The organism is Rummeliibacillus sp. POC4, assembly GCF_003576525.1.
GTDB lineage: Bacteria > Bacillota > Bacilli > Bacillales_A > Planococcaceae > Rummeliibacillus.
This window is the reverse complement of the sequence record NZ_QWUA01000051.1, coordinates 15357-37664: the sequence shown is the minus strand read 5'-3', so window position 1 is coordinate 37664 and position 22308 is coordinate 15357. Positions and strand designations below refer to the sequence as shown.

General features: G+C 34.1%; 23 protein-coding genes and 1 riboswitch. Of the genes, 4 read left to right on the top strand and 19 right to left on the bottom strand.

From position 1 onward, the window contains the following. Positions 1–159: 159 nt before the first annotated feature. Positions 160–1380 (bottom strand): C40 family peptidase, encoded by a 1221-nt coding sequence (locus D1606_RS13015; protein ID WP_119416450.1) that lies wholly within the window; start codon positions 1378–1380, stop codon positions 160–162. A gap of 261 nt (positions 1381–1641) precedes the next feature. Between D1606_RS13015 and D1606_RS13010 the strand changes: the two genes are divergently transcribed. Both D1606_RS13010 and D1606_RS13005 read left to right on the top strand, forming a co-directional pair. After that, a complete protein-coding gene (locus D1606_RS13010; protein WP_119416447.1) occupies positions 1642–2217 on the top strand; it encodes a metallophosphoesterase family protein in 576 nt (191 codons plus the stop codon). A gap of 111 nt (positions 2218–2328) precedes the next feature. Further along, positions 2329–3210, top strand: a complete 882-nt coding sequence (locus D1606_RS13005) for a LysR family transcriptional regulator (RefSeq protein WP_119416446.1) — start codon at positions 2329–2331, stop codon at positions 3208–3210. Positions 3211–3259: 49 nt separating this feature from the next. Here the strand turns inward: D1606_RS13005 and D1606_RS13000 are convergent, their stop codons facing one another. The 11 genes from D1606_RS13000 to D1606_RS12950 form a co-directional block, all read right to left on the bottom strand. After that, the gene (locus D1606_RS13000) at positions 3260–3556 is read right to left on the bottom strand and encodes a hypothetical protein (protein ID WP_119416445.1); all 297 of its coding nucleotides are present in this window, start codon (positions 3554–3556) and stop codon (positions 3260–3262) included. Between the two features lie 228 nt (positions 3557–3784). After that, a complete protein-coding gene (locus tag D1606_RS12995; RefSeq protein ID WP_119416444.1) occupies positions 3785–4369 on the bottom strand; it encodes an ECF transporter S component in 585 nt (194 codons plus the stop codon). A 162-nt stretch (positions 4370–4531) separates the two neighbouring features. After that, a riboswitch (FMN riboswitch) is annotated at positions 4532–4669 on the bottom strand. A 189-nt stretch (positions 4670–4858) separates the two neighbouring features. Next, entirely contained in the window at positions 4859–6640 is a 1782-nt protein-coding gene (locus tag D1606_RS12990; protein WP_119416443.1) for an ATP-binding protein, read from the bottom strand. Beyond that, positions 6633–7349 carry a response regulator transcription factor gene (locus tag D1606_RS12985; RefSeq protein WP_119416442.1) on the bottom strand — a complete coding sequence of 239 codons (717 nt, stop codon included), beginning with the start codon at positions 7347–7349 and terminating at the stop codon, positions 6633–6635. The genes D1606_RS12990 and D1606_RS12985 overlap by 8 nt, the downstream gene beginning before the upstream one ends. A 105-nt stretch (positions 7350–7454) precedes the next feature. Further along, entirely contained in the window at positions 7455–8642 is a 1188-nt protein-coding gene (ccsB, locus tag D1606_RS12980; RefSeq protein ID WP_119416441.1) for a c-type cytochrome biogenesis protein CcsB, read from the bottom strand. After that, positions 8639–10315 (bottom strand): cytochrome c biogenesis protein ResB, encoded by a 1677-nt coding sequence (gene resB, locus D1606_RS12975; RefSeq protein ID WP_119416440.1) that lies wholly within the window; start codon positions 10313–10315, stop codon positions 8639–8641. Before resB ends, ccsB begins: the two co-directional genes overlap by 4 nt. Positions 10316–10332: 17 nt before the next feature. Beyond that, a complete protein-coding gene (gene resA, locus D1606_RS12970) occupies positions 10333–10863 on the bottom strand; it encodes a thiol-disulfide oxidoreductase ResA (RefSeq protein WP_119416439.1) in 531 nt (176 codons plus the stop codon). A 170-nt stretch (positions 10864–11033) separates the two neighbouring features. Then, the gene (locus tag D1606_RS12965) at positions 11034–11765 is read right to left on the bottom strand and encodes a pseudouridine synthase (RefSeq protein WP_119416438.1); all 732 of its coding nucleotides are present in this window, start codon (positions 11763–11765) and stop codon (positions 11034–11036) included. 228 nt (positions 11766–11993) lie between these two features. Then, positions 11994–12992, bottom strand: a complete 999-nt coding sequence (locus D1606_RS12960) for a D-alanyl-D-alanine carboxypeptidase family protein (RefSeq protein WP_233548103.1) — start codon at positions 12990–12992, stop codon at positions 11994–11996. Between the two features lie 19 nt (positions 12993–13011). After that, positions 13012–13611, bottom strand: coding sequence for an SMC-Scp complex subunit ScpB (gene scpB, locus D1606_RS12955; RefSeq protein ID WP_119416437.1), 600 nt, complete (start codon positions 13609–13611; stop codon positions 13012–13014). Beyond that, complete coding sequence (locus tag D1606_RS12950) at positions 13577–14362, bottom strand: segregation/condensation protein A (RefSeq protein ID WP_119416436.1); 786 nt, start codon at positions 14360–14362, stop codon at positions 13577–13579. The genes scpB and D1606_RS12950 overlap by 35 nt, the downstream gene beginning before the upstream one ends. Positions 14363–14418: 56 nt before the next feature. Here D1606_RS12950 and D1606_RS12945 point away from each other — a divergent pair, with 56 nt between their 5' ends. Continuing rightward, positions 14419–14919 (top strand): DUF309 domain-containing protein, encoded by a 501-nt coding sequence (locus tag D1606_RS12945; protein WP_119416435.1) that lies wholly within the window; start codon positions 14419–14421, stop codon positions 14917–14919. Here the strand turns inward: D1606_RS12945 and D1606_RS12940 are convergent. The 6 genes from D1606_RS12940 to D1606_RS12915 form a co-directional block, all read right to left on the bottom strand. Then, entirely contained in the window at positions 14916–15287 is a 372-nt protein-coding gene (locus D1606_RS12940) for a GNAT family N-acetyltransferase (protein ID WP_119416434.1), read from the bottom strand. The genes D1606_RS12945 and D1606_RS12940 overlap by 4 nt on opposite strands. A 193-nt stretch (positions 15288–15480) precedes the next feature. Continuing rightward, positions 15481–16797, bottom strand: a complete 1317-nt coding sequence (lysA, locus tag D1606_RS12935) for a diaminopimelate decarboxylase (RefSeq protein WP_119416433.1) — start codon at positions 16795–16797, stop codon at positions 15481–15483. A gap of 97 nt (positions 16798–16894) precedes the next feature. Beyond that, complete coding sequence (locus tag D1606_RS12930; protein WP_233548102.1) at positions 16895–18475, bottom strand: spore germination protein; 1581 nt, start codon at positions 18473–18475, stop codon at positions 16895–16897. Continuing rightward, on the bottom strand, positions 18468–19259 hold the full coding sequence (locus D1606_RS12925; RefSeq protein WP_119416432.1) for a SigF/SigG family RNA polymerase sporulation sigma factor: 792 nt from the start codon (positions 19257–19259) through the stop codon (positions 18468–18470). The genes D1606_RS12930 and D1606_RS12925 overlap by 8 nt, the downstream gene beginning before the upstream one ends. 5 nt (positions 19260–19264) lie before the next feature. Further along, the gene (gene spoIIAB, locus D1606_RS12920; RefSeq protein WP_119416431.1) at positions 19265–19711 is read right to left on the bottom strand and encodes an anti-sigma F factor; all 447 of its coding nucleotides are present in this window, start codon (positions 19709–19711) and stop codon (positions 19265–19267) included. Further along, a complete protein-coding gene (locus tag D1606_RS12915; protein WP_119416430.1) occupies positions 19704–20057 on the bottom strand; it encodes an STAS domain-containing protein in 354 nt (117 codons plus the stop codon). The genes spoIIAB and D1606_RS12915 overlap by 8 nt, the downstream gene beginning before the upstream one ends. Before the next feature lie 307 nt (positions 20058–20364). Between D1606_RS12915 and D1606_RS12910 the strand changes: the two genes are divergently transcribed. Next, positions 20365–20907, top strand: a complete 543-nt coding sequence (locus tag D1606_RS12910) for a ribonuclease FAU-1 family protein (RefSeq protein ID WP_119416429.1) — start codon at positions 20365–20367, stop codon at positions 20905–20907. A gap of 94 nt (positions 20908–21001) precedes the next feature. On the opposite strand, the gene D1606_RS12905 is transcribed toward D1606_RS12910, so the two are convergent. Next, entirely contained in the window at positions 21002–22306 is a 1305-nt protein-coding gene (locus tag D1606_RS12905) for a pyrimidine-nucleoside phosphorylase (protein WP_119416428.1), read from the bottom strand. Between the last annotated feature and the right edge of the window lie 2 nt (positions 22307–22308).

The following is a 22308-nucleotide window of genomic DNA, read 5'->3' as shown; positions in this document are numbered from 1 at the left end:
GTTATTCATCAAATGAAGACCATTGTGATGCAAACAGTGTAAAAAAGAATAGAAAAAAGGCAACTTTCCGTTCAAAAGCGAACAGAAAGTTGCCTTTTATATAAAACAAATATTTTTCAGTACACCGTAAAATGCAGGTTTAAATCATATGAAACGTATTTAGTTAACGCCAGAAATACGTCCATATCCTACTAAGTATTTGTTCCACCAATCAAGACTTTCATTGACTACACCATTATTTTGAGCATCTAGCATTCTTCCGCCACCAAGATAGATTCCTACGTGTGCTATACCTGAACCATAACTAAAGAATACTAAATCTCCAGCTTTAGCTTCACTTGCACTAACCTTCTTCGTAGCTAAATATTGTTGTGCTGCTGTACGAGGAAGTGATATACCAGCTTGTTTAAAGGACCATTGCGTTAAACCTGAACAGTCAAAACCAGTAGATGGGTTACTTCCACCCCATACATAAGAACGACCAAGATATTTACTAGCTTCTGCAATAGCTGCCTTTGCAGAGCCTGAGCCAGAAACGGTTGGAGCTTGTTGATCACTATCAGTAACTTTTGCTCCATTTGTTCCATTTCCTGCATCGCCTACACTATTTGTATGTACAGGATTGCTTGTAGCACTTACAGATGCTTTTTTTGCTTTATTAGCTTCCTTAACTTTTTTAGCATCTAAGAATTGTTTTTCTTGTAATTTTTTCAATCGCTTAGCTTCTGCTTCACGTTTTTTACGTTCTCTTTCTAGCTTTTCTTGTTGTTTTTTTGTTGCAATTTGTTCTTTCAGTTTTAATGATTTCGCTTTATTCTCAGCTTTTTTCGTTTCTAATTTATTTTCTTGATCTTGCATTTCTTGGAATTGCTTTTGCAATTTCAATTGTTTTTCTTGTAATTCTTGTCTTTCTTTAGCTAATTTTGCTTTATCTTCTTTTTGATCGTCTAATAAGTTTTGATCTGCATCTAATATTGTCTTAACTGAAACAGTTCGACTAACTGCATCACCAATACTATCAGCACCAAGAATAGCTTCAATATATGGACTCATCGCACTATCTTGGTTTTGATATGCTTTTAAACGGTCGTCAATAATTGTCGAACGTTCTTTTATATTTTTTTCTGTTAGTTTAATATCTTTGTTTGTTTCGTCAATTTCTTTTACTGTTTTTTCATATTCTTCTTGTTTTTTATCAAGTTGTTTTTTTAAATGTTTTATTTCTCCATTTAATTTCTTAATCTTTTTATCTATTAAAGCTTTTTTCTGTATCATTTGCGCTGAAGTTTTTGCATTAACTTGCGCTGGTTCAGCGGTATACATAAAGCCGCAAGTTAGGGCAAGGGTAACAACTGCTGTGCGCCCCCATTTTGAACGCATATTCAATTAAATCAACTCTTTTCTTCCTTTTGTCAGTATGTATAATTTTTACTTTCTATTTAATAATAGCATGATTCATATTTTTGTATAGTCTTTTTCTCCTGTTTTAATCGAAGCGTAATCGCTGTTACATATTTGTCATATATTTTTATATTATTTCTCCTTTCGACATATTATCACTTTTTCTCAAACAAAATATTTTCAGAAAGTCAAATCTTATGATAAACTTTTTCATATATTTTTGGAAAGGACTGTTAATAGATGCAATATGCTATACTTGGTGATCTTCATAGTAGCGTTGAGGATACAAAAGCTGTACTTGATGACATTCGTTTAAATGCAAAAAATGCTGAAATCATTGGGTTAGGTGATTTATACGAATGTCGAATAGGAAAGAAAAAGGCAAAAGCTCTTAATAGCATTCCTTTTGAAGAGGCAGCTGAATATTCGGATGAGTTTAAACAACTTTTACAATTCCCATCTGTAAGAGGCAATCAAGAAGAACGGATTATGAAAGTAACTGGTTTAGATTTATTTTTGACATTACCAGAATATATCAAAATAGAAGGAGCTGAAATCATTCACGGGCATCAATTTAAATGGTCATCTGATTGGAAGCCCTTTTTGGAACAAATAGATGCATCAATTGTATTCTTCGGTCATAGTCATGATGCTGCACTATATAGAAAAGGAACAAAAAAAGCTTTTCAATATGGACAACCTATTTATTTAAAGAATAAAAAGTACGGAGTCAACGTTGGTGCAGTCATTGAAAATAGAGAATGGTGTTTATATGATTCAGATGATCGAACTGTTACATTTATGAAAGCACAATAAAAAGACACTGTTGACTATTTCACAGTGTCTTTTTATTGACTTCATTGATATTGTTTTTTATGATTATTAGCAATATGATGAAAAAATGCATGATTGAAGGAGCGAAAATAAATGGAATGGCAACAGCTAGAATACTTCGAAGTACTAGCGAAGATTCAACATATGACGAAAGCTGCAGAGCAACTATCCATTTCTCAACCAGCACTTAGTCGCTCAATAGCCAGATTAGAAGATGAACTAGGCGTTCCTTTATTTGAACGACAAGGACGTTCAATTTCTTTAAACCGCTACGGAGAAATATTCTTAAAACGTGTGCATAATATAATGAGAGAGTACCGGGATGGACTACATGAAATTCAAGAACTTGTCGATCCAAATCGCGGTGAAGTTTCACTTGGTTTTTTACATACATTAGGTACAAATATCGTACCAGATTTAATCATGCATTTTAGAAAACTACATCAAGATATACATTTTAATTTAAAACAAAACCACACGCATTTGCAGCTTAAACAATTACAATCAGGTGAGCTTGATCTTTGTTTAATAGCAGATATGGAAGTTGAAAAACCAATTCAATGGAAAGAGCTTTGGCGTGAAGAGTTGTTTGCAATTGTGCCTATTGGACATCCTTTTGCTAGTCGTAGTTCAATAACTTTAAAAGAATTAACAAACGAAACATTTGTATTATTAAAAAAAGGATATGCATTAAGAATTCAATTAGATAGTATTTTTAAAAAAGCCCACTTTACACCAACGATTACATTTGAAGGTGATGAAGTAGCAACAGTAGCTGGCTTTGTAGCTGCTGGACTAGGTGTTTCCATTCTCCCGGATGGTGAAGAGATTAATACAAAAAGAATAGCTAAAATACACATAAGCGATTTAAAACTTGAACGTGTTATTGGTATGGCTTGGTCAGAAGGCCGATACTTATCTCCTGCCACAAAACAATTCCAACAATTCATATTAGATTATTATAAAAAGGATTAAAGAAAAACTCTTTCAAATTTATGAAAGAGTTTTTCTTTAATTTTACTAATTATTCAATGGTGATTGTAATCTGTTCTCGATCAAAATTAGACAACCATTCAATACAATCAAATTCATCAACATCAAAATCATTGGTAAACTTATCGCCACCGTATCCATCTTTTCCTTCAAAGAAAAAAATCTCTGCTAAGCCAGAAACTTCTTTTTCTACTTTAGGTAATTTCATATGGACCTTCACTTGTTTACCATCAAATTGCAATAACTTCTTGGCTAGCGGCTCATCATCTATATAAAGTAAATTGGGTCCTTTCATAATTTGAAGCTGTAAAATACCTTGTAAAATCATTTTATTGTATCCTCTCTTGAAACTTACTTTACGATATCTATGTTGTAACACAAAATAGTATAAAAATTATATATTTAAGAATTAGTATTTGCAAACTAAATCTAATAGTTTCTAAAACTTATAATTTGATTAATAGATTAAGAGCAATATCTATTGTTTTCCCGGGAAATAAAAAGATTACCTAAATAATTATTTAATCATCTAGGTAATCTTTAAAATTTATATTAATTATGAGTTAATAAAATGTTTTCGTTGTTTGGCAATCCAATTCTTGGAGCTTGAAAATAACAATAACATAATTGCCGTAACTATAGCTCCCTTAATAATATTAAAAGGTAAAACAAACGTAACGATTGATTTTGTTAGAGCTGCTCCTGTTTCAGTAGGTACGTTTAAGAAATAATTGTACATTGGCATAAACAAGAAATAGTTAAGAACACTCATTCCAACTGCCATCGTAATAGTTCCTAAAACTAAACCAGTCGTTAAACCTTTTGCAGATGTTAAACGTTTAAAAATAAAATACACTGGCATGATAAATAATATACCTGTAGTAAAGTTCGCTATTTGTCCTACCGGAACACCTGTTGGACTTCCAACATAAAACCAATTCAATACATTTTTAATAAATTCAACAACAATTCCCGCAACTGGCCCCATTGTAATAGCTGCCATAAGAGCTGGAACATCACTAAAATCTACTTCTAAATAACTTGGAAAAGCTGGAAGTGGGAAATTAAAAATCATTAATACAAATGAGATTGCACTTAACATCCCGATTGAGACCATCTTTTGTAACTTTGTGTTTTTCATCTTATTCTCTCCTTTTGTCGATTCACTTCAAAAAGAGGAGAGGTCCGGCTCATGATATGCAATAAAAAACCCTTAAGCGTATAAGCTTAAGGGAGAACTAGGCATAGTCAAATAAACGTCACTACTATACTATAAAATAGTATAGTTAATAGACGACCGTACCTTCACCTTCTCCCATCCAGACTATACTGTCGGCCTTGGATTCTCACCATGTCCTGCCTTTACGGCTCGCGGGCTCAAGAGTCATTGTTAGTCTCTAATACCGCCGATCGGGAATTTCACCCTGCCCCGAAGATGAATCATATTATTTTGATTACAATGTAACTATATAAAAAAAAGAAGATTTTGTAAAGCTTTTATTCTCTAATTTTCAAAAATAAATAATTCCCACAGGAATAATATGATTTTTGTTTTTCATATTCGAAAAAGGCGAATAATTGCAACCCGAATTACTCGCCTTTTCATCTAAACACTATATTCTAATACGTATTAATTTATTTCAAGGGGTAAGAAGAAAATAAAGCTCGTTCCAACATCAACTTCACTTTCGACTGTAATACGTCCTTTATGGGCTTCAACTATATTTTTGGCAATTGCTAGCCCTAATCCCGTACCACCTTTGCCCCTAGTTCTTGCTTTATCCGCTTTATAAAAGCGTTCAAATACATAATCTAAATCTTCTTTAGGTATACCAGCACCATTATCCTTCACTTGGATACGAGCATAGGAAACTTGTTGGTCAACAATTACTTCTACGGTACCATTTTCTTGCGTATGACGTATTGCATTATCGATTAAGTTTGTTAAGACTTGTTCAATTCGATCTTCGTCTAAAGAAATTTGAATGTTGTCATCAAAAGTAGAAGAATATTTCAACTCTATTTTCTTTTCTTTAGCTGCCTGTACAAATTTTTGTGTTATTCTTTCAAATACAGGCGTAATAGGTACTATATCTTTGTATAAAGTTATATTACCCGATTCCATTCGAGCTAAATCTAATAAATCAGTAACCAATCTTCCCATTCGTTGTGATTCATCATAAATGATTTTAATCATTTCATTACGTTCTTCTTCACTTGAAACGACATCATCTATGATTGCTTCACTATATCCTTGTAACATAGCGATTGGTGTCCTCAATTCATGTGATACATTTGCGATAAAGTCTGAACGCAACTTATCTAAGCGATGTTCTTCCGTTTTATCACGTAATACCGCAACTGCTCCTCGGACCGAATCTCCACTATACAGTGGACTGATTGAAATCATAAAATACGTTCCATCTAATTCTAACTCTTCCTGAAGTTCTTCTTCCATATCTATAACATGGTCTAACATATGATATATCTCTTCTGGTATTGGACGTTCACTGTCAGATCCTTTATTGAAGAACCATTTTTGCAATAACAATTCTGCAGGGGGGTTGCTCAAAATCACAGAGCGATCACTATTAAAAGTTATAACTGCATCAGTCATTGATGTTAAAATACTAGATAATTGTTCTTTTTCTTGACTAATGACTTCCATATGATGTTTTAACTGACGTCCCATTTGGTTAAAGGCAGTTCCTAATTGGCCTATTTCATCGTTTTGTAATACAGGAACTTTTTTATCAAAATTACCTTTAGCTAGTTCAAAAGCAGCTTCACGCATTTTACGAAGAGGGGATGTTATACGTGTAGATAGGAAAAATGCAAAGAAAGTAGTTAAAACAAATGCAATCGTCGCAGATAGAAAGACGATTTTAGTTGTTTCCTTTGAAGTCCTATGAATTGCGTCAGGACTTTGATAGATATACACTACTCCATGATTCATCTTTTCCACGTTTAAAGGAAAAGCCATTACGATATAGGATTCAACATGATCCTTCTCAGTTGAAGATGGTAACATCATTTCTTTGACTACAGGATCATCTGAGACAAAAACTTTCTCAAAGGCCTTTTCACTTATGATATTGTTTTTAATCTTTTCTTGGTTTAACCCTTCTTGCAATGAATATGCAACTTTTCCAGGTGCATCCGCAATGACTGCGTTTGTTTCATCACTTAGAATATCATTAATAATAGACTTTGTTGCTGCGGTCGTTTCATGATCATCAACTACTCTAGCTATAGTTGTAGCTTCTTGACGAAGTAACGCTTCTGATTGTTGTGTATGGTATTTAGATAAGAACTCTAACATTAATACTGTAAAAACAAATAGCACAAATGAAACGAGAAGCAAAATGGTTACCCATAGCTTCCCGACAACACTGTTCGATATTCTAATCATTGACTACCTCAAATTTATAGCCAACGCCCCATACAGTTACAATCATTTTTGCTGCGTTTTCGGATACACGATTTAGTTTCTCACGTAAACGCTTAACATGAGTATCTACCGTACGTAAATCTCCAAAGAAATCATAATGCCATACTTCTTTCAAAAGTTGCTCACGATCAAATACTTTATCTGGTGCTTTCGCTAAGAAATACAATAATTCATATTCTTTAGGTGTTAAATTAACTTCTACCCCATCTGCTGAAACACGATGTGCATCATGATCAATTGTTAAATGAGGGAAAACTACTAAATCTTTTGAAGATGAAGTGACATTTATTGGGGAGAACGCAGCAGAACGGCGTAAAATCGCTTTAACACGTAATACTACTTCTCTTGGGCTAAATGGTTTTACAATATAGTCATCTGCTCCAATTTCAAAGCCTTGTACTCTATTAGATTCTTCTCCTTTTGCAGTAAGTAAGATAATAGGTGTAGTCTTTTTATCACGTACTTCTTGGCAAACTTCTAGACCGTCTTTTTCAGGCATCATAATATCTAATAGGATACAATGATAGTCATTTGTTAAAGCTTTTTCGACAGCTTGCTCGCCGTTTTCCGCTTCATCTACTTCATAACCTTCACGTTCTAAATACATTTTCAATAAACGACGAATACGATCCTCATCGTCTACTACTAAAATTGAAATTTGTTCAGTCACAGTAATGCCTCCCAATTCTCTTTAATCCTATTGTACAATCATACTTATTGAAAAGAAAAGCCTTTTCCTCATAGTTGGAAAAGGCTTTTAATAATTCAAAATAAGTTAACCCGCATATGAGTGTAAACCAGCAATGATTAAGTTAACAGCAACAAGGTTAAACATAATAATGACAAATCCTATTACTGCAAGCCAAGCAGATTTTTCACCTTGCCATCCTTTTGATAATCGTAAGTGAAGAAAAGCTGCATAGAACAACCAAGTAATTAATGCCCATACTTCTTTTGGATCCCAACCCCAGAATCTTGACCAAGCTTCTTGTGCCCAAATCATAGCAAAAATCAGTGCACCTAATGTAAATACTGGGAAACCAATTAGTACGGAACGATAACCAATTTCATCTAATAATTGTAAATTAGCGCGATTAGCGAGAGGTTGTATAAACCTTGAAATAGATTTTCGTAATATTAGTCGAATTAAACCATATAAAATTGTACCTACTAGAACAGACCATACAACAGTAGTAAGTTTCTTCGCATTAACAATAGCTGGCATTTCAGCTAAAGGTTCCATCTTACCAGATGATTTTAGTTCATATTGGTGCATACCGAATAGTGCTGGTGTATTATAAGTGATTTCTTGTTGTGCACCATTTTTATCAACATAAGTGAAATCAGCCTCATATCCCATAATTCTAAATGTGGATGTTACAATTACGAAACCAATTACTAATACAGCTGCGTACATTACAACTTCTAACCAAATACTACTTTTAGTACGTTTTGATGTATCAATATTTTTTAGTAAATAGATTATTCCAGCAACAGCACTGATGGCTAAAATAGATTCACCAATTGCTGCTGTTATTACATGGATATATAACCAATAACTTTTTAATGCAGGGATTAATGGTGTTACTTCACGTGGGAACATACTTGCATAAGCAATGATTAATATTGCGATTGGCAATGCAAATAGCCCTAATGATGGTAATCTATAAATAAAGTAAATTAAAATAAATGCACCTACTACAAACATACCAAAAGCAGTAGTAAATTCAAACATATTACTAACTGGTGCATGTCCAGCATAAATCCAACGAGTTATAAAATATCCAAGATTAGCGATAAAACCTATAATAGTAATTGTAATCGCAATTTTGCCCCATTTTTTGTTGGATTTTGAAGCATCCTGTTTTGTACCTTTAATCGCGCCACCAAAGAATAATGTAGCGACTAAATATGCGATAAATGCGATAAATAATAAAGTACCACTTAAACCAATTAAACTCATAAGGTGTTGTCACCTTCCTTTTCCTTTTCTTGCTTTTTCTTAAGATCATCATCATCTTGCTGATCTACCCAGTTAGGTAGGTGTGCAAATTCAGTTACTGTATCTAAATCTTTTTTCATACTAAACCAGTTTTTGTTTGTATGCGCAGCCATCATTAAACGACCATCCACAGTTTTTTGTAACCATAAACGACGATGACTCCAATAAGAGCCCATAACGACACCTATCATAAAGATTATACCACCAAGTGCCAGAATAGGAAGAGTCTTGTCTTTTCTGATAGTTAGTCCTGATACATTTCTTGTTTCAATGTTAGCAAACTGCATCTTATACTTTGTTTCACCTAGAGGTTCTAATGTTTGTTTAATGGCAACAAAACTTGTTTCACCTTTTGGTGTTTCAGGTGTGTACATTTTAAATATAAATGCAGGATTATTTGGAACTGGAGATTCTGATTGAGGTTCTCCATCTTCAAATCCAGAGAATGTTGGATAGTATCCTTTTAATTCAACTTTTGTTTGTTTATCAAGATTATAAACTTTTTTAGGATCTGCTAAATTGATATTGACTTCACCTAATGATTTACCTGTTTTTTTATTTACCAAGTTAAAATTCATCGCTTTTAGTTCGTTCAAGCGGAAATCCATTTGATAAAGAGCAAACCCATCATACTTTAACGGTTCGTTTACTTTAATCGCATGGTGTAATACCTGTTTTAAATCAGTTGTGTCCCCTGCGACAGCATTATCTTTTGCTTTATACAAAACTACATCAGTTTGGTAGTTTTTAGCGACAGAGTTTACGGCAGCTTTGGATTGGTTAAACTCTTCTTTTTGTTCATCTTTTTTGTATGTTTCGAAAGTGAACTTATTACTATGTAGGTAATAACCTTCCATACCAGGAATAGACGCTGTTTCACCTTCTCGAATCCATAAATCTTCATCTACATAAAAACCTGGCATTAATCGTAACATAACACCAAATAAAAATATGATTAAGCCTAAATGATTGACATATGGACCTGAACGAGCAAAGCGACCTTTTTCAGCTAAAAGTACACCATCTTCTCTACGAACATTGTATTTTAGCTCTTTCATTTTCTTTTCAGTTAAATCTAATGTTTTATCAGCTTCAGCTGACGTCATTTCTCTTTCACCAAAAATACGTTGGCGTTTCATAAAGCTTTCATGTCGTCTTACACGTTGGTTTTTCAACGATTTATAAAGTGGAATCCCACGGTCTAAACTAGCCACGATAATTGATATCGCTAACATTCCTATTAAAGTTTGGAACCACCATGAGCTATAAATATCTGTTAGTCCTAAATTATAATAGATTTTCCCAAACGTACCATAGTTGTCGACATAAGCTTGTTTTATATCTTCACCCTCAGTTACATTAACGTAAATTACTTGGGGTAAAAACGTACCAATTGCTGCAGCAATCAATGTAATAACAATGATTGACACTCCAACTTTAACACTTGAAAAGAAGTTCCAAATCTTATCGATAATTGACTTATTATACGTTTTAGAACGAATGGCCCTTCCTTCGTATTTCATGTCGACTATTTTTTGCTTTTTATCTTCGTCAGTTAGAGGTCGTCCACATTTTTCACATAGATGCGTTCCTTCGGGATTAACATGGCCACATTCACAAGTTATACTTTTCATCCTTAAGAACTCCTTATCTAGGGTTTAATACTCTTTAGGTATTTTTCAATATCTGTTTCCGTCATTTCCCCTGTAATAATTTTCACAATCTTACCATCTTTATCGATCAATACAGTTGTTGGTAATGGATCTACATTATATGCACGCATTACACTTTTGGTTTTATCAATTGCAATTGGAAACTCTACACCTAATTTATCAGCATAGCTTGAAACTTCTAAATTAGATTGTGCGATATTAATACCTAAGATTTGAACACCTTGATTTTTAAATTGCTTGTACTGATTGTTGATAGCAGGCATTTCTTTTTTACATGGCTTACACCAAGTTCCCCAAAAGTTTAATAGAACGCCTTGTCCTTTATAATCAGACAGTTTATGTGTTTCTCCATTTAAATCTACTAATGAGAAATCTGGGGCATTATCACCAATTTTCAACAATTGTACATCATCTTTATGGGCGGTATTATACACTGTATAAGCAATAGCAGCTACGAGAACAGCTAAAATGACAATACGTGTATATAATCTTTTTTGTTTTTTCTCCATTGTCGTAGTAAGCCTCCTTAAAAACGACAGAAACAATCCATTCTATTATAACAAAATATCACTTCAATGCTTTATAAGATATGGATGGTTTGTGAACCTTTTGTAACATATAGTAAAAGTTTTCACCTTCAACTTATTTGTTACTAAATGTAAAATCCACTAAAATTCTTTTAGCCAATCTTACCTGTTTCAGAGAGAACGCGAAGTTGTTTTACTTCATGAGCAGTTAGTTCACGAGATTCTCCAGCATTTAACCCATGTAAGCCTAAAAAGGCAAATTGTTCGCGTTTCAACTTTAAGACAGGACAGCCAATTGCCTCGAACATACGACGAACTTGTCTATTACGTCCTTCGTGAATAGTGATGGCAATAATAGATTTTCCTTGTTCTCGATCAGACGAAAGTACTTTTACTTTAGCCGGTGCTGTTTTACCATCTTCTAACATGATACCGCGCTCTAATTTTTTCAAATCTTCTCTTCTTGGTAATCCTTTTATTTTTGCAACATACGTTTTATCTATGTTGTAGCGTGGATGTGTTAATAAGTTTGAAAAATCTCCATCGTTTGTTAATAACAAAACACCTGAAGTTTCGTAATCTAATCGTCCAACAGGGAAAATTCTTTCTTCGACATGTGGAAATAGGTCAACAACTGTCTTCCGACCTCTATCATCTGAAACTGCTGAAATTACTCCTCTAGGTTTATATAGTAAAAAATAAACCTTCTTTTCTTTCTCAATTTTTATACCATTGACTTCAATTGAATCTGAAGCAGTAACTTTTGTACCAAGTTCTCGAATAACTTGACCATTAACTTTTACTTTACCTTCTATGATTAACTCTTCTGCTTTTCTTCTCGATGCAATACCAGCATGAGCAATTACTTTCTGTAGTCTTTCCATTTGGTCACCTCATTAAACTTAAGCTTATAGCCTTCAAAAATTATTGCATACTTTTTCTAATAATAAAAGTATAAGTAACTACAGCTTACTTTTTAAATTAAATTTTAAATTCTTCTTTAGATTGTATTTAATTCTATAGCGAGAATTGCTTTCGTTAATTTTTTAATCAAGCTCGCGAAATTCACCCTAACATTTTATGAGCAAAAAAAGACTGCATTTTGCAGTCTTTTATTTCCATATCATTTGTACCGGTTCCTCAATGATTGGCTTTCCGTCAAGATAAAATGTCCATATACCAATATCTCCATGTGCGATTCTTGGCATTTTAAGAATGGATTTCACTTTCTTTTGTTCATCTTTTGAAATCAGCGCATATACTGGGTGATTCAACTCGACTTGCAAATCGTCTCTCACTTGATATAACCCTTTTTTAGCTAATAACGTTTTATCATATTTTTGGAAAATATTTTCGGCGAAACCTGCATGTACTTGCCAATCATTTGACTCGTTTAGAGTAACAACAATAATACGCTTACCATCTTTTTCAAAGTAGGTAGCTAGTGTACGTCCAGCTACTTTTGTATAGCCCGTTTTACCAGCCTTTGCATATTCGTTATAATGAAGCAGTTTATGCTTGTTTTTCCAAACTGTCGGATTTTTCAAGTCGTTTTTATAATATTTTGTAGTAGCTATTTTTCGAAAATCTTTATTCTGCATCCCGATTCTTAGCATTTGAGCAGTATCATATGCAGAAGACAAATGATTGTCATTATGAAGGCCTGATGGATTTTCAAATCGAGTATTTGATAAACCATATATAACAGCGTAGTCATTCATTAATTTGACAAATCCCTCTTCAGACCCTCCTACTTCTTCCGCAATAGCGGTAGCTGCATCGTTACCTGAACGCAAAAGTAAACCATTTAATAAAGTCTTTAATGTTGTAGTTTCACCTTCAACTAGATAAATGGATGATCCTTCACTTAATGTAGCTTTTTTTGATATTGTCGTTTCTTTATCTAGCTTAGATTCTTTAACCGCTACAAATGCAGTCCACATTTTGGTAAGACTAGCAATCGGTAATTTTTCGTGTTCGTTCATACCAACCAATAATCTTCCGGTATCTGCATCGATTACTGCAAAAGAACTTGAAGCAGCTTCTGCTGTTTTTCCAAATGGCATTAAAGCAATTACACAACATAATATAACAACAATCCAACGACGCAAAATGTCACTCCTTTAGCGATCAGTCTGTTTGTGGTTCTTGAAAAGCTTCTTGGAATTTAGACATAAACAAATCTGGTTGCTCATCTATTTCGCTTGCACTTTCATCAGGAAGCTCTGGTAATTCGTTAATATTCTTCATCCCAAAATAATTCAAGAATTCTTTTGTTGTACCATATAATATGGCACGTCCAGTACCTTCAGCTCGCCCAACTTCATGTACTAAACCTCGTGCACTTAAAGTATGTAACGCTCTTTCACTTTTTACACCTCTTAAATCATCAATTTCAACTCTAGTAATTGGTTGTTTATAAGCAACAATCGCCAAAACTTCAAGTGCCGCCTGCGATAATGATTGACTCGGAGGATTTTCTACCAATTTTTGGATTGTGTCTGCATGTTCTGGTTTTGATATCAGCCGAAAAGTTCCTGCCAATTCTTTAATGGCAATACCTCGTTCTGATTGTTCTTCATAATTTTGTATCATTTGATGAATTGCTTCTGCAATTAGCTCTTCTTTTGCATCAGTCAACATTGAAAGCTGTTGAATGGTTAACCCATCTTCTCCTATTACGAAAAGAAGGCTCTCAATTTTGCTCATCAATCGATTCAAGTTGTTCATCTGTTATTTCTTCCTTCCGTAAAATCACCGTTAAGTTCGCGAAATTATTTTCTTGTTCAACAGCTACCACCTGTCGTTTCATCAATTCTAATAACGATATAAATGTAATAACAAGAGTTCCCTTATCTTCGTATGGAAATAAATCAAAGAAATCTGCACGTCCATGTGCAGCCTTGAGAACTCCAACTACAGCTCGCATTTGATTTTTGATTGAAATATCTTGCTTTGTTACCTTTGTCGTTAGCGGTGCTTTTAACCTTTTACGATTTAACATTTTTTGAAATGCCGCTACCATATCATAGACATTTACAGAAGTATCGAACAAAACTAATTGTTCATCCGGTAAATAAGCAGATAAATCTGCAGGAGGTCTTGTAAAATATTTAGTACGGGTTGCTTCCATCTCTTTTAAATTTACTGCTGCTTCTTTAAATTTTCTATATTCTATTAATCTTGCTACAAGTTCTTCACGAGGGTCAGGTTCGTCTATTTCAAATTCTTCATCTTCGAGTTCCCCTTCATGAATAGGCAGTAACATTTTACTTTTTATCGCTAGTAATGTAGCCGCCATTACTAAATATTCACTCGCTTCATTCAGCTCCAAAACTTGCATCGCTTGAATATGTTCCATATACTGAGCAGTAAGTTCTGCCATAGGAATATCATATATATCAATTTCCAAACGATGGATTAAATGTAATAATAAATCGAGAGGACCTTCAAAAGCCTCTAGTTTAACTTCATATGACATAATTTACCACCTGACAATTTATCTTCAAAATTTAGTATAGAGGAAAGGTGAGCAAAATGCATCCAATGCATCACCCTTTATTTGTCCAATTTCTTACGTATTTCAATGGCAATCAAGATTATTTTGAATGTCATGAAGTATTAGAGGAATATTGGAAAGTAGTCGCACCAAGAGACAAAAAGCATCCACTTACAGGATGGATTCAACTAGCTACAGGTCTTTATCACTGGCGAAGAGATAATTTTAAAGGAGCACATACCATTTTAAAAAAAGCTGAACGAACATTAAGTGCTTCTGTTTATAATCCGTTTTTAGAAGAGATTAATACACAAGATTTGTTACAAAAAATCCATCTCACTCAAGAACATGTATCGAATCATGAATTATTTAGTTGCTGGTACATTGAGATAACCTCTCAATCTTTAAAAGAAAAAGTTGAGCACTCTATATCTCTATTACCACCGAGTGATAACTATTTCATTCAAAATAAACATATGCTTAGAGATCGTTCTAATATTCTTTTAACTAGGGATGAAAAAAGAAGAAGCAGACATTAATACTTATTGTCTGCTCCTTCTAACATCGTTAGACATTTTTGGATAAATGGTTCTGTTAAAGAATCTGGTGCTATCGAACAGCATAAATCCATCTCTGAAAGTTGTCGAATCATTTCTACTCCAAGTCCTTCTCCTCGATGAGAAGGGTCCACTGATATATGTCTAACAATCCATTCACTATCTTTTATCTCCACACCAACAAGACCAATATAATCTTCTGCTTGTTTCCATAAAAACAGTTGCCAGTTCGGATCAGAATTATATATACAAATTGTCTCTTGTAACTTCTTTACATCTTTATGTTCTGGCATAAAAGACAAGAGTCCCATTGCAATTTTTTCGTATGCTTTCTTATAACGACATAACATATATTAGATCCCTCTTTTTTTGCCTTTAAGTATCCTTGAATATCCTACACGAAAAGCAAAAAATGCGCAAATATTTTTCCACTATTTAGAAACTGAATCTGGTGCTATAAAAATCCAATAAATAACACCCCATATAATAGCCATAATAAGCAAGGATATTAAAAGAATAATATTACTTTTTTTCACGTTTAGCTTACCTCCTTCCTATTGCTAACGGAAGGTCTAACTTCACAAGATCCTCATAACTTTCGCGTTCTACTACTAACTGATGTTCTCCATTTTCAACAAAAACAACAGCTGGTCTAGGTAATCTATTATAATTACTTGCCATGGAATAGCCATAAGCTCCTGTACAAAATGTTGCAAGAATATCGTTTGGTTCGGCCTTTGGTAGATTAATGTTCTCAATTAGTTTATCACCGGATTCGCACAGTTTACCAGCAATCGTATATGTAGCAGTTGCAGATTGTGACATTTTGTTGGCAATTACTGCATCATACTTCGCATCATATAGAGCAGGTCTGATATTATCAGACATTCCTCCATCAACAGCTAAGTAATTACGCGTATTTGGTACTACTTTTTGAGAGCCGATAGTATATAGGGTTGTGCCTGCATCACCGACTAGTGATCTTCCAGGTTCTATCCAAATCTCCGGCATTAAAATATTTAATCTATCTGCTTCTTGTTTCACTGTTTGAATCATATCATCAACATAAATAGCTGGTTCTAACGGAGCGTCTTCGTTTGTATATCGAATTCCAAAACCACCGCCTAAATTTAATACATTTGCATGGAATTGATATTCTTCCTGCCATTCGCCCATTTTATCTGTCAATTTTTTTGCAGCAAGACGAAATGCAGCTGTATCAAAGATTTGCGAACCAATATGACAATGCATTCCTTGTAATTCTAGGAAGGGATCATTATATAATGCTTTAAAAGCTTCATCAGCTTGACCATTATTTAAATCAAAGCCAAATTTTGAATCAGATTGACCTGTTGTAATAAAGTCATGGGTATGAGCTTCTACACCCGGTGTTACCCGAATTAAGACATGCATCTTCTGCTTTCTTTCACTAGATAATTGTTTTAATAATTCAATTTCATAAAAATTATCAATAACAATACATCCAATATTAGATTTAAATGCAAACTCTAATTCTTGAGGACTTTTATTATTCCCATGGAAATGAATCTTTTCGCTTGGGAATCCTGCTTTTAAAGCAGTATATAACTCACCGCCAGAGACAACATCAACCGATAATCCTTCTTGTGCTGCTACTTGATAGATTGCCATACTCGAGAATGCTTTACTTGCATAAGCAACTTGAGCTTTTACAGAAGCATTTTTGAAAGTATCTATAAAACCTCGTGCTCTTTTTCTAAATAGAGCAATATCATAAACATATAGAGGTGTTCCATATGCTTTTACTAATTCTATTGTATCGACTCCACCGATAGATAAATGGTCATTTTCTGTAATAGATTGAGTACCGTATAAATACATCTAATCGCTCCTATCGTGTTTCCTTACAATTTCAAGAATACACCGAATTTTCTATATCTTGAACTTTAACACGATAGAAGAATAGATGCAATGCCTCTTAGTTTCGTTTTCGATCCTTAGCTCCAAGGATAAATGGCCTTGGTGAATCATTAGTCATTGGATAACGAATCACCACATGGGCAAACGCAGCTGGGAAGAAAGGAATTAACGGCCATAGATATGGTACCTTCATCGGTTTTAAGGAAGCCATATAAAACACCGTTAACAAAATCCCAATAAAGAAGCCGTTTACTCCAAATGCTGCCGTTAATAGCAGTAATAATATCCTAAAAATCTTAATCGTTACACTTAATTCATACGAAGGAATTGCAAAAGTAAAAATTGCTGATACAGCTGTGTAAAGTACAACCTCTGCAGAAAACAAACCTACGTCAATCGCAATCTGACCTATAATGATACCTGCTATTAATCCCATAGCTGTTGATAATGGGGTTGGTGTATGAATAGCTGCAAGCCTTAAAAATTCTATACCAATATCTGCCGCCAATATTTGAACGAGGAGTGGTACTGAGGATTTCTTATTTATACCAATAAAATCCATAAAAGATGGTATATATTCAGGATGTTTAACAATCAAGAACCATAGTGGTAATAAAAAGAAGCTTAAGAATGCGCCAAAAAATCGCAAAAAACGAATGATTGTTCCAATAGCAGGTGTCTGTCTATACTCTTCTGCATGCTGTAAATGGTGGAACACTGTAACCGGGACTAATATGACTGATGGAGATGTATCAACTACTATTGCGATATGTCCTTCTAGTATATGCGCTGCTACAATATCTGGTCTTTCACTATACCGCACAAATGGTAATGGATGAAAACCTTGCTTAATCAACCATTCTTCTAGTGATTTATCTGCCATTGTTAATCCATCATGTTTTATATCCTTTAAACGCTCTCTGATAAATTCCAAATGTTCATTATTGACAAGATTTTTCAAATAAACAAGTGATACATCCATTTGACTTCTTGTTGATACTTGATGTAGCTCAAAGCGTAAAGATGTATCACGAATTCTTCTACGAATTAAGCCCGTATTTTGAACAATATTTTCAGTAAAACCATCTCTTGAACCACGAATTACTTTTTCATTATCAGGTTCTTCTGGATTTCTTCCAGGATAGCTTCTTAAATCTGCTGTAAAAGCAATACCAGATGGTGTAATAAAAGCAACTTGTCCACTCATAATAGCAGTTAGTAATTTATCTTTAGATGTTTGTACTTCCCATGCAAAGAATGGAAATGAAACAAAAAAATACTCAGCTTCTGCTTGGATTTGTTCTTCATTTGGCGAGCTATTCTCTTTTTCACTATCTTCCTCTTCTTTATGATCCTCATCTTGCTCTTTTTCACCAGAATTTGTTTTGGCTTTACCTGATTGAAATTTATTTCTTTTATATTCTTCAGTCGGCTGTATATTTGTCAATAATTGAGTGTAATTTTGACTATCGATTAAACCGTTTATATTAATCGTAAATACATCCATATTATGAATATGAATATGCTTCATATTGACATCGAAGCTTTCACTTTTCCCAAATTGGGAAATCATGAAAGCTTCTGCTTCTTGACTATTTTTGAAAATTGTTTGTATTTCTTTGTTGTTATTACTACTCATGTTCTGCCGCCTTTACCAATTGTTCGTACTGCTGATCGGTTAACCAAATTTTAAGTTGTGCTAATATTCTCTTTTCTAAACGTGAAACTTGAACTTGTGAGATACCAAGCCTTTCAGCAATGTCACTTTGAGTACAATCAAGATAATAGCGTAAATAAATGACAGATTGCTCACGCTTCCCTAGTCTTTCCAACATATCTTTTAACGGAATATGCTCAAATGGTTTTTCGGATCTTTCGTCTTTCATTTGATCCATTAAACTGATTGGATCGCCATCACTTTCAAAAATTTGCTCATGAAGTGATGCAGGATCACGCAGAGCATCACTAGCCATCGTAATATCATCAATTGACACTTCCAAGATTGTCGCCAATTCCTGTAAAGTAGGTGGTCTTTCATGTTCTTTTAGAAAATCATCTGAAGCATGACGAATTTTATAGTTTAGTTCACGAATAGAACGACTAACTTTGACCATACCATCATCACGAAGAAATCGTTGAATCTCTCCAATAATCATCGGTACAGCATAGGTTGAAAATTTTACAGGATAAGATAAATCGAATTTATCTACAGATTTCATCAGCCCAATACATCCAATTTGAAAAAGATCTTCTAAATCGGCACCCCTTGAAGTAAAACGTTGAACAATAGACCAAACAAGTCTGGTATTTCCCTCTACCATTTCTTTTCTGGCTGCTTCATCCCCTGCCTGCGCTAATTTTATAAGTTCTCTCATTCTTTCCTGTGTTAGAAGTTCTTTTGACGCTTGCGGGTTTGATGTCATTGTTCTCACCTTACATATAGCGGCTCTTCTACTGGTTGAAATTGCTTCTTAAAGGTGACAGCCGTTCCTTTCCCAAGTTCTGATTGCACAGTCAATTGATCTGTGAAGCTTTCCATTATTGTAAAGCCCATACCTGACCTTTCTAACATTGGTTTTGTCGTATATAGTGGTTCCATTGCTTTTGTCACATTTTCAATTCCGATGCCTTGATCTAAGATTGAAATTGTTATTTCTCTCCCATTGCGAGATGCCTGAACAGTTACAATTCCATTTGGATCTTCATCATATCCATGAATAATTGCATTCGTAACTGCCTCAGAAACAACAGTTTTAATCTCTGATAATTCTTCAATTGTAGGGTCTAATATAGATAGAAAACTTGTAATTGCAATTCTAGCAAGTGCCTCATTATCACTAATCGCTCTAAAAGATAACGTCATTTCATTATCCATGTAGAATACCTCCTAAACTTTGGATGGCTTCTTGTTCTGTATCATGCCAAATATATTTTCCTAATCCTGAAAATTGGAAAATTTTCTCCATTGTAGAAGAAGGTTTAATGATTAAAGTACGACCATTGTGTACTTGTAGGTCTCTCATTCTTCCCAAGATTAGTCCTACACCTGCACTATCCATAAACTGTAGCCCCTCTAAATTCCAAATAATATCTTGTACATAGCCACTGTAAATAGCTTGCGAAATATCTTCCCGGATATGACGAGCTGCATGATGATCTAGCTCTCCTCCTAATCTAATAATCGCAATTTTTTCTGAAGTAATTTCAATATGGTGCTGCATTTACATACCTCCTTTTCAAAACCTATTCTACGCAAGAATAGAAGAATCCTATGCCCTGACAATTTAACAATCAAAACGCTAAAGATAGAAAAAATACGACAGCTACCATCCGTTAGTATGGATTTAAATAATGACTTTTAATCATGGGAAACATTTGAAATAAAAATATTTCTTTCGTTTTCGACAAGATTATAAAGAAAGAATCTTTACTCGACTAACGGAAGAAAATATTTCTTCAGCCATTATTAATAGAAATGCCATTATTTAAAGGTATAATTAGTAAAATAAAGGATTATTAGGAGGTTTTATGTTAAAGAGAAAATACGGAGATCGTTTAGATTGGAAACGAATTTTACAAAGGAGATTTGCTCAATCATTTTTTGACACACAAGAATTTAAAGGTTACATAACATTGCTACATACAATTACTGTATCTAGTCCTCTATTCAAAGTTTATGGCAAAAAGGATATATGCATTGTTGATAATGGCTATATGTGGCTTCAACAATTTCCGTCAGACAAAAATCATTCTGTCACTACAATGTTTGATGCTAAAGGAAATGTGGTTCAATGGTATATAGACATATGCCTTTGTAATGGAATAGACAACGGGAGACCTTGGATGGATGACTTATTTTTAGATATTATTTTATTGCCATCGGGGGAAATAATTGAAAAAGATGCTAATGAACTTGAAGAGGCCTTATCAACTGGAGTGATAGATCAGCAACTTTATGACTTAGCCTGGAGCGAAATGAAAACTCTTAAAAGTTTAATCAGTGCGGGAGAATTTGAATTAGTAAAATTATCTAGTAAACATAAAGATGCATTAACTGAATTTCTTTTATAACTTTGAAATAAGTATCTATAAAACGAAAAAACCACATTGATTTAAAAAATAATCAATGTGGTTCTGCTTTTATATTGTCTATTTAAAAATTTTTCTACTCTGTAATAATATCTTCGATTAGTTTAGGTGCTGTGATTGCTTCAGAAGATAATTTAATGTTTGCGTAGATTTTTTCTTTAACTTCTTCAACATCTTCACGATTCGCATAAATGGTTACTAGAGATTCTCCAGCTTTTACTTGGTCTCCCACCTTTTTGCGTAATACTAATCCAACGGCTAAATCTATTTCAGATTCTTTCGTTGCGCGACCTGCGCCTAATAACATTGCAGCAGTACCGATTTCATCTGCAACAATATGACTGACAAAGCCTGATTCTTTAGCAGGTACTTCAATCATATATTGGGCTTGAGGTAGCAATGAGGGATCGTCTACTACCGCAGGGTTTCCACCTTGACCTTTGATGAACTTTTTGAAAACGTCAAGAGCTGCACCATTAACAATTACTTCTTCAAGTTGTTTACGAGCTTCTTCGATTGTTTGTGCATGACCACCAAGAACGACCATTTGTGAACCTAATGTTAAGCAAAGCTCTGTTAAATCTTCAGGTCCTTTGCCGCATAAAGTATCAATTGCTTCTTTCATTTCTAAAGCATTCCCAATAGCGTATCCTAATGGTTGGTTCATGTCAGAGATAATTGCCATTGTATTACGTCCAACGTTCTTACCGATTTGAACCATTGCATGAGCTAACTTTTTAGAATCTTCAACGGTTTTCATAAACGCTCCGTCACCAGTTTTAACATCTAGAACGATTGCATCAGCACCTGCTGCAATTTTTTTACTCATAATAGAACTTGCAATTAGTGGGATACTTGGGACAGTTCCTGTAACATCACGTAGAGCATATAATTTTTTATCCGCAGGTGTTAAGTTACCAGATTGTCCAATTACAGCTAACTTGATGTCATTCACTTGTTGCATGAATTGTTCTGTCGTAAGCTCTACATGGAAGCCTTCAATCGATTCCAATTTATCGATTGTACCACCTGTATGACCTAAACCACGTCCACTCATTTTTGCAACGGGTACACCTACTGCTGCAACTAAAGGTCCTAATACAAGTGTAGTCGTATCACCAACACCACCAGTAGAGTGTTTATCTACTTTTATACCATCTATACCAGATAGGTCAATTTGATCTCCTGATTCAACCATAGCCATTGTTAAATCCGCACGTTCTTTATCTGTCATGTCTTGGAAGTAGATGGCCATTGCTAAACTACTTGCTTGATAATCAGGAATTTCTCCTTTTGTATAACCTTCTATGAAGAAGCGGATTTCTTCGGTAGTCAGTTCAAAACCATCTCGTTTTTTTTCAATAATATCTACCATTCTCATGA

Excerpts from the sequence above, each read along its gene's own strand:
- D1606_RS13015 (WP_119416450.1), bottom strand. The coding sequence starts at position 1,380 with ATGCGTTCAAAATGGGGGCGCACAGCAGTTGTTACCCTTGCCCTAACT.
- D1606_RS13010 (WP_119416447.1), top strand. The coding sequence starts at position 1,642 with ATGCAATATGCTATACTTGGTGATCTTCATAGTAGCGTTGAGGATACA.
- D1606_RS13005 (WP_119416446.1), top strand. The coding sequence starts at position 2,329 with ATGGAATGGCAACAGCTAGAATACTTCGAAGTACTAGCGAAGATTCAA.
- D1606_RS13000 (WP_119416445.1), bottom strand. The coding sequence starts at position 3,556 with ATGATTTTACAAGGTATTTTACAGCTTCAAATTATGAAAGGACCCAAT.
- D1606_RS12995 (WP_119416444.1), bottom strand. The coding sequence starts at position 4,369 with ATGAAAAACACAAAGTTACAAAAGATGGTCTCAATCGGGATGTTAAGT.
- D1606_RS12990 (WP_119416443.1), bottom strand. The coding sequence starts at position 6,640 with ATGATTAGAATATCGAACAGTGTTGTCGGGAAGCTATGGGTAACCATT.
- ccsB (WP_119416441.1), bottom strand. The coding sequence starts at position 8,642 with ATGAGTTTAATTGGTTTAAGTGGTACTTTATTATTTATCGCATTTATC.
- resB (WP_119416440.1), bottom strand. The coding sequence starts at position 10,315 with ATGAAAAGTATAACTTGTGAATGTGGCCATGTTAATCCCGAAGGAACG.
- resA (WP_119416439.1), bottom strand. The coding sequence starts at position 10,863 with ATGGAGAAAAAACAAAAAAGATTATATACACGTATTGTCATTTTAGCT.
- D1606_RS12965 (WP_119416438.1), bottom strand. The coding sequence starts at position 11,765 with ATGGAAAGACTACAGAAAGTAATTGCTCATGCTGGTATTGCATCGAGA.
- scpB (WP_119416437.1), bottom strand. The coding sequence starts at position 13,611 with ATGAACAACTTGAATCGATTGATGAGCAAAATTGAGAGCCTTCTTTTC.
- D1606_RS12950 (WP_119416436.1), bottom strand. The coding sequence starts at position 14,362 with ATGTCATATGAAGTTAAACTAGAGGCTTTTGAAGGTCCTCTCGATTTA.
- D1606_RS12945 (WP_119416435.1), top strand. The coding sequence starts at position 14,419 with ATGCATCCAATGCATCACCCTTTATTTGTCCAATTTCTTACGTATTTC.
- D1606_RS12940 (WP_119416434.1), bottom strand. The coding sequence starts at position 15,287 with ATGTTATGTCGTTATAAGAAAGCATACGAAAAAATTGCAATGGGACTC.
- lysA (WP_119416433.1), bottom strand. The coding sequence starts at position 16,797 with ATGTATTTATACGGTACTCAATCTATTACAGAAAATGACCATTTATCT.
- D1606_RS12930 (WP_233548102.1), bottom strand. The coding sequence starts at position 18,475 with ATGAGTAGTAATAACAACAAAGAAATACAAACAATTTTCAAAAATAGT.
- D1606_RS12925 (WP_119416432.1), bottom strand. The coding sequence starts at position 19,259 with ATGACATCAAACCCGCAAGCGTCAAAAGAACTTCTAACACAGGAAAGA.
- spoIIAB (WP_119416431.1), bottom strand. The coding sequence starts at position 19,711 with ATGGATAATGAAATGACGTTATCTTTTAGAGCGATTAGTGATAATGAG.
- D1606_RS12915 (WP_119416430.1), bottom strand. The coding sequence starts at position 20,057 with ATGCAGCACCATATTGAAATTACTTCAGAAAAAATTGCGATTATTAGA.
- D1606_RS12910 (WP_119416429.1), top strand. The coding sequence starts at position 20,365 with ATGTTAAAGAGAAAATACGGAGATCGTTTAGATTGGAAACGAATTTTA.
- D1606_RS12905 (WP_119416428.1), bottom strand. The coding sequence starts at position 22,306 with ATGAGAATGGTAGATATTATTGAAAAAAAACGAGATGGTTTTGAACTG.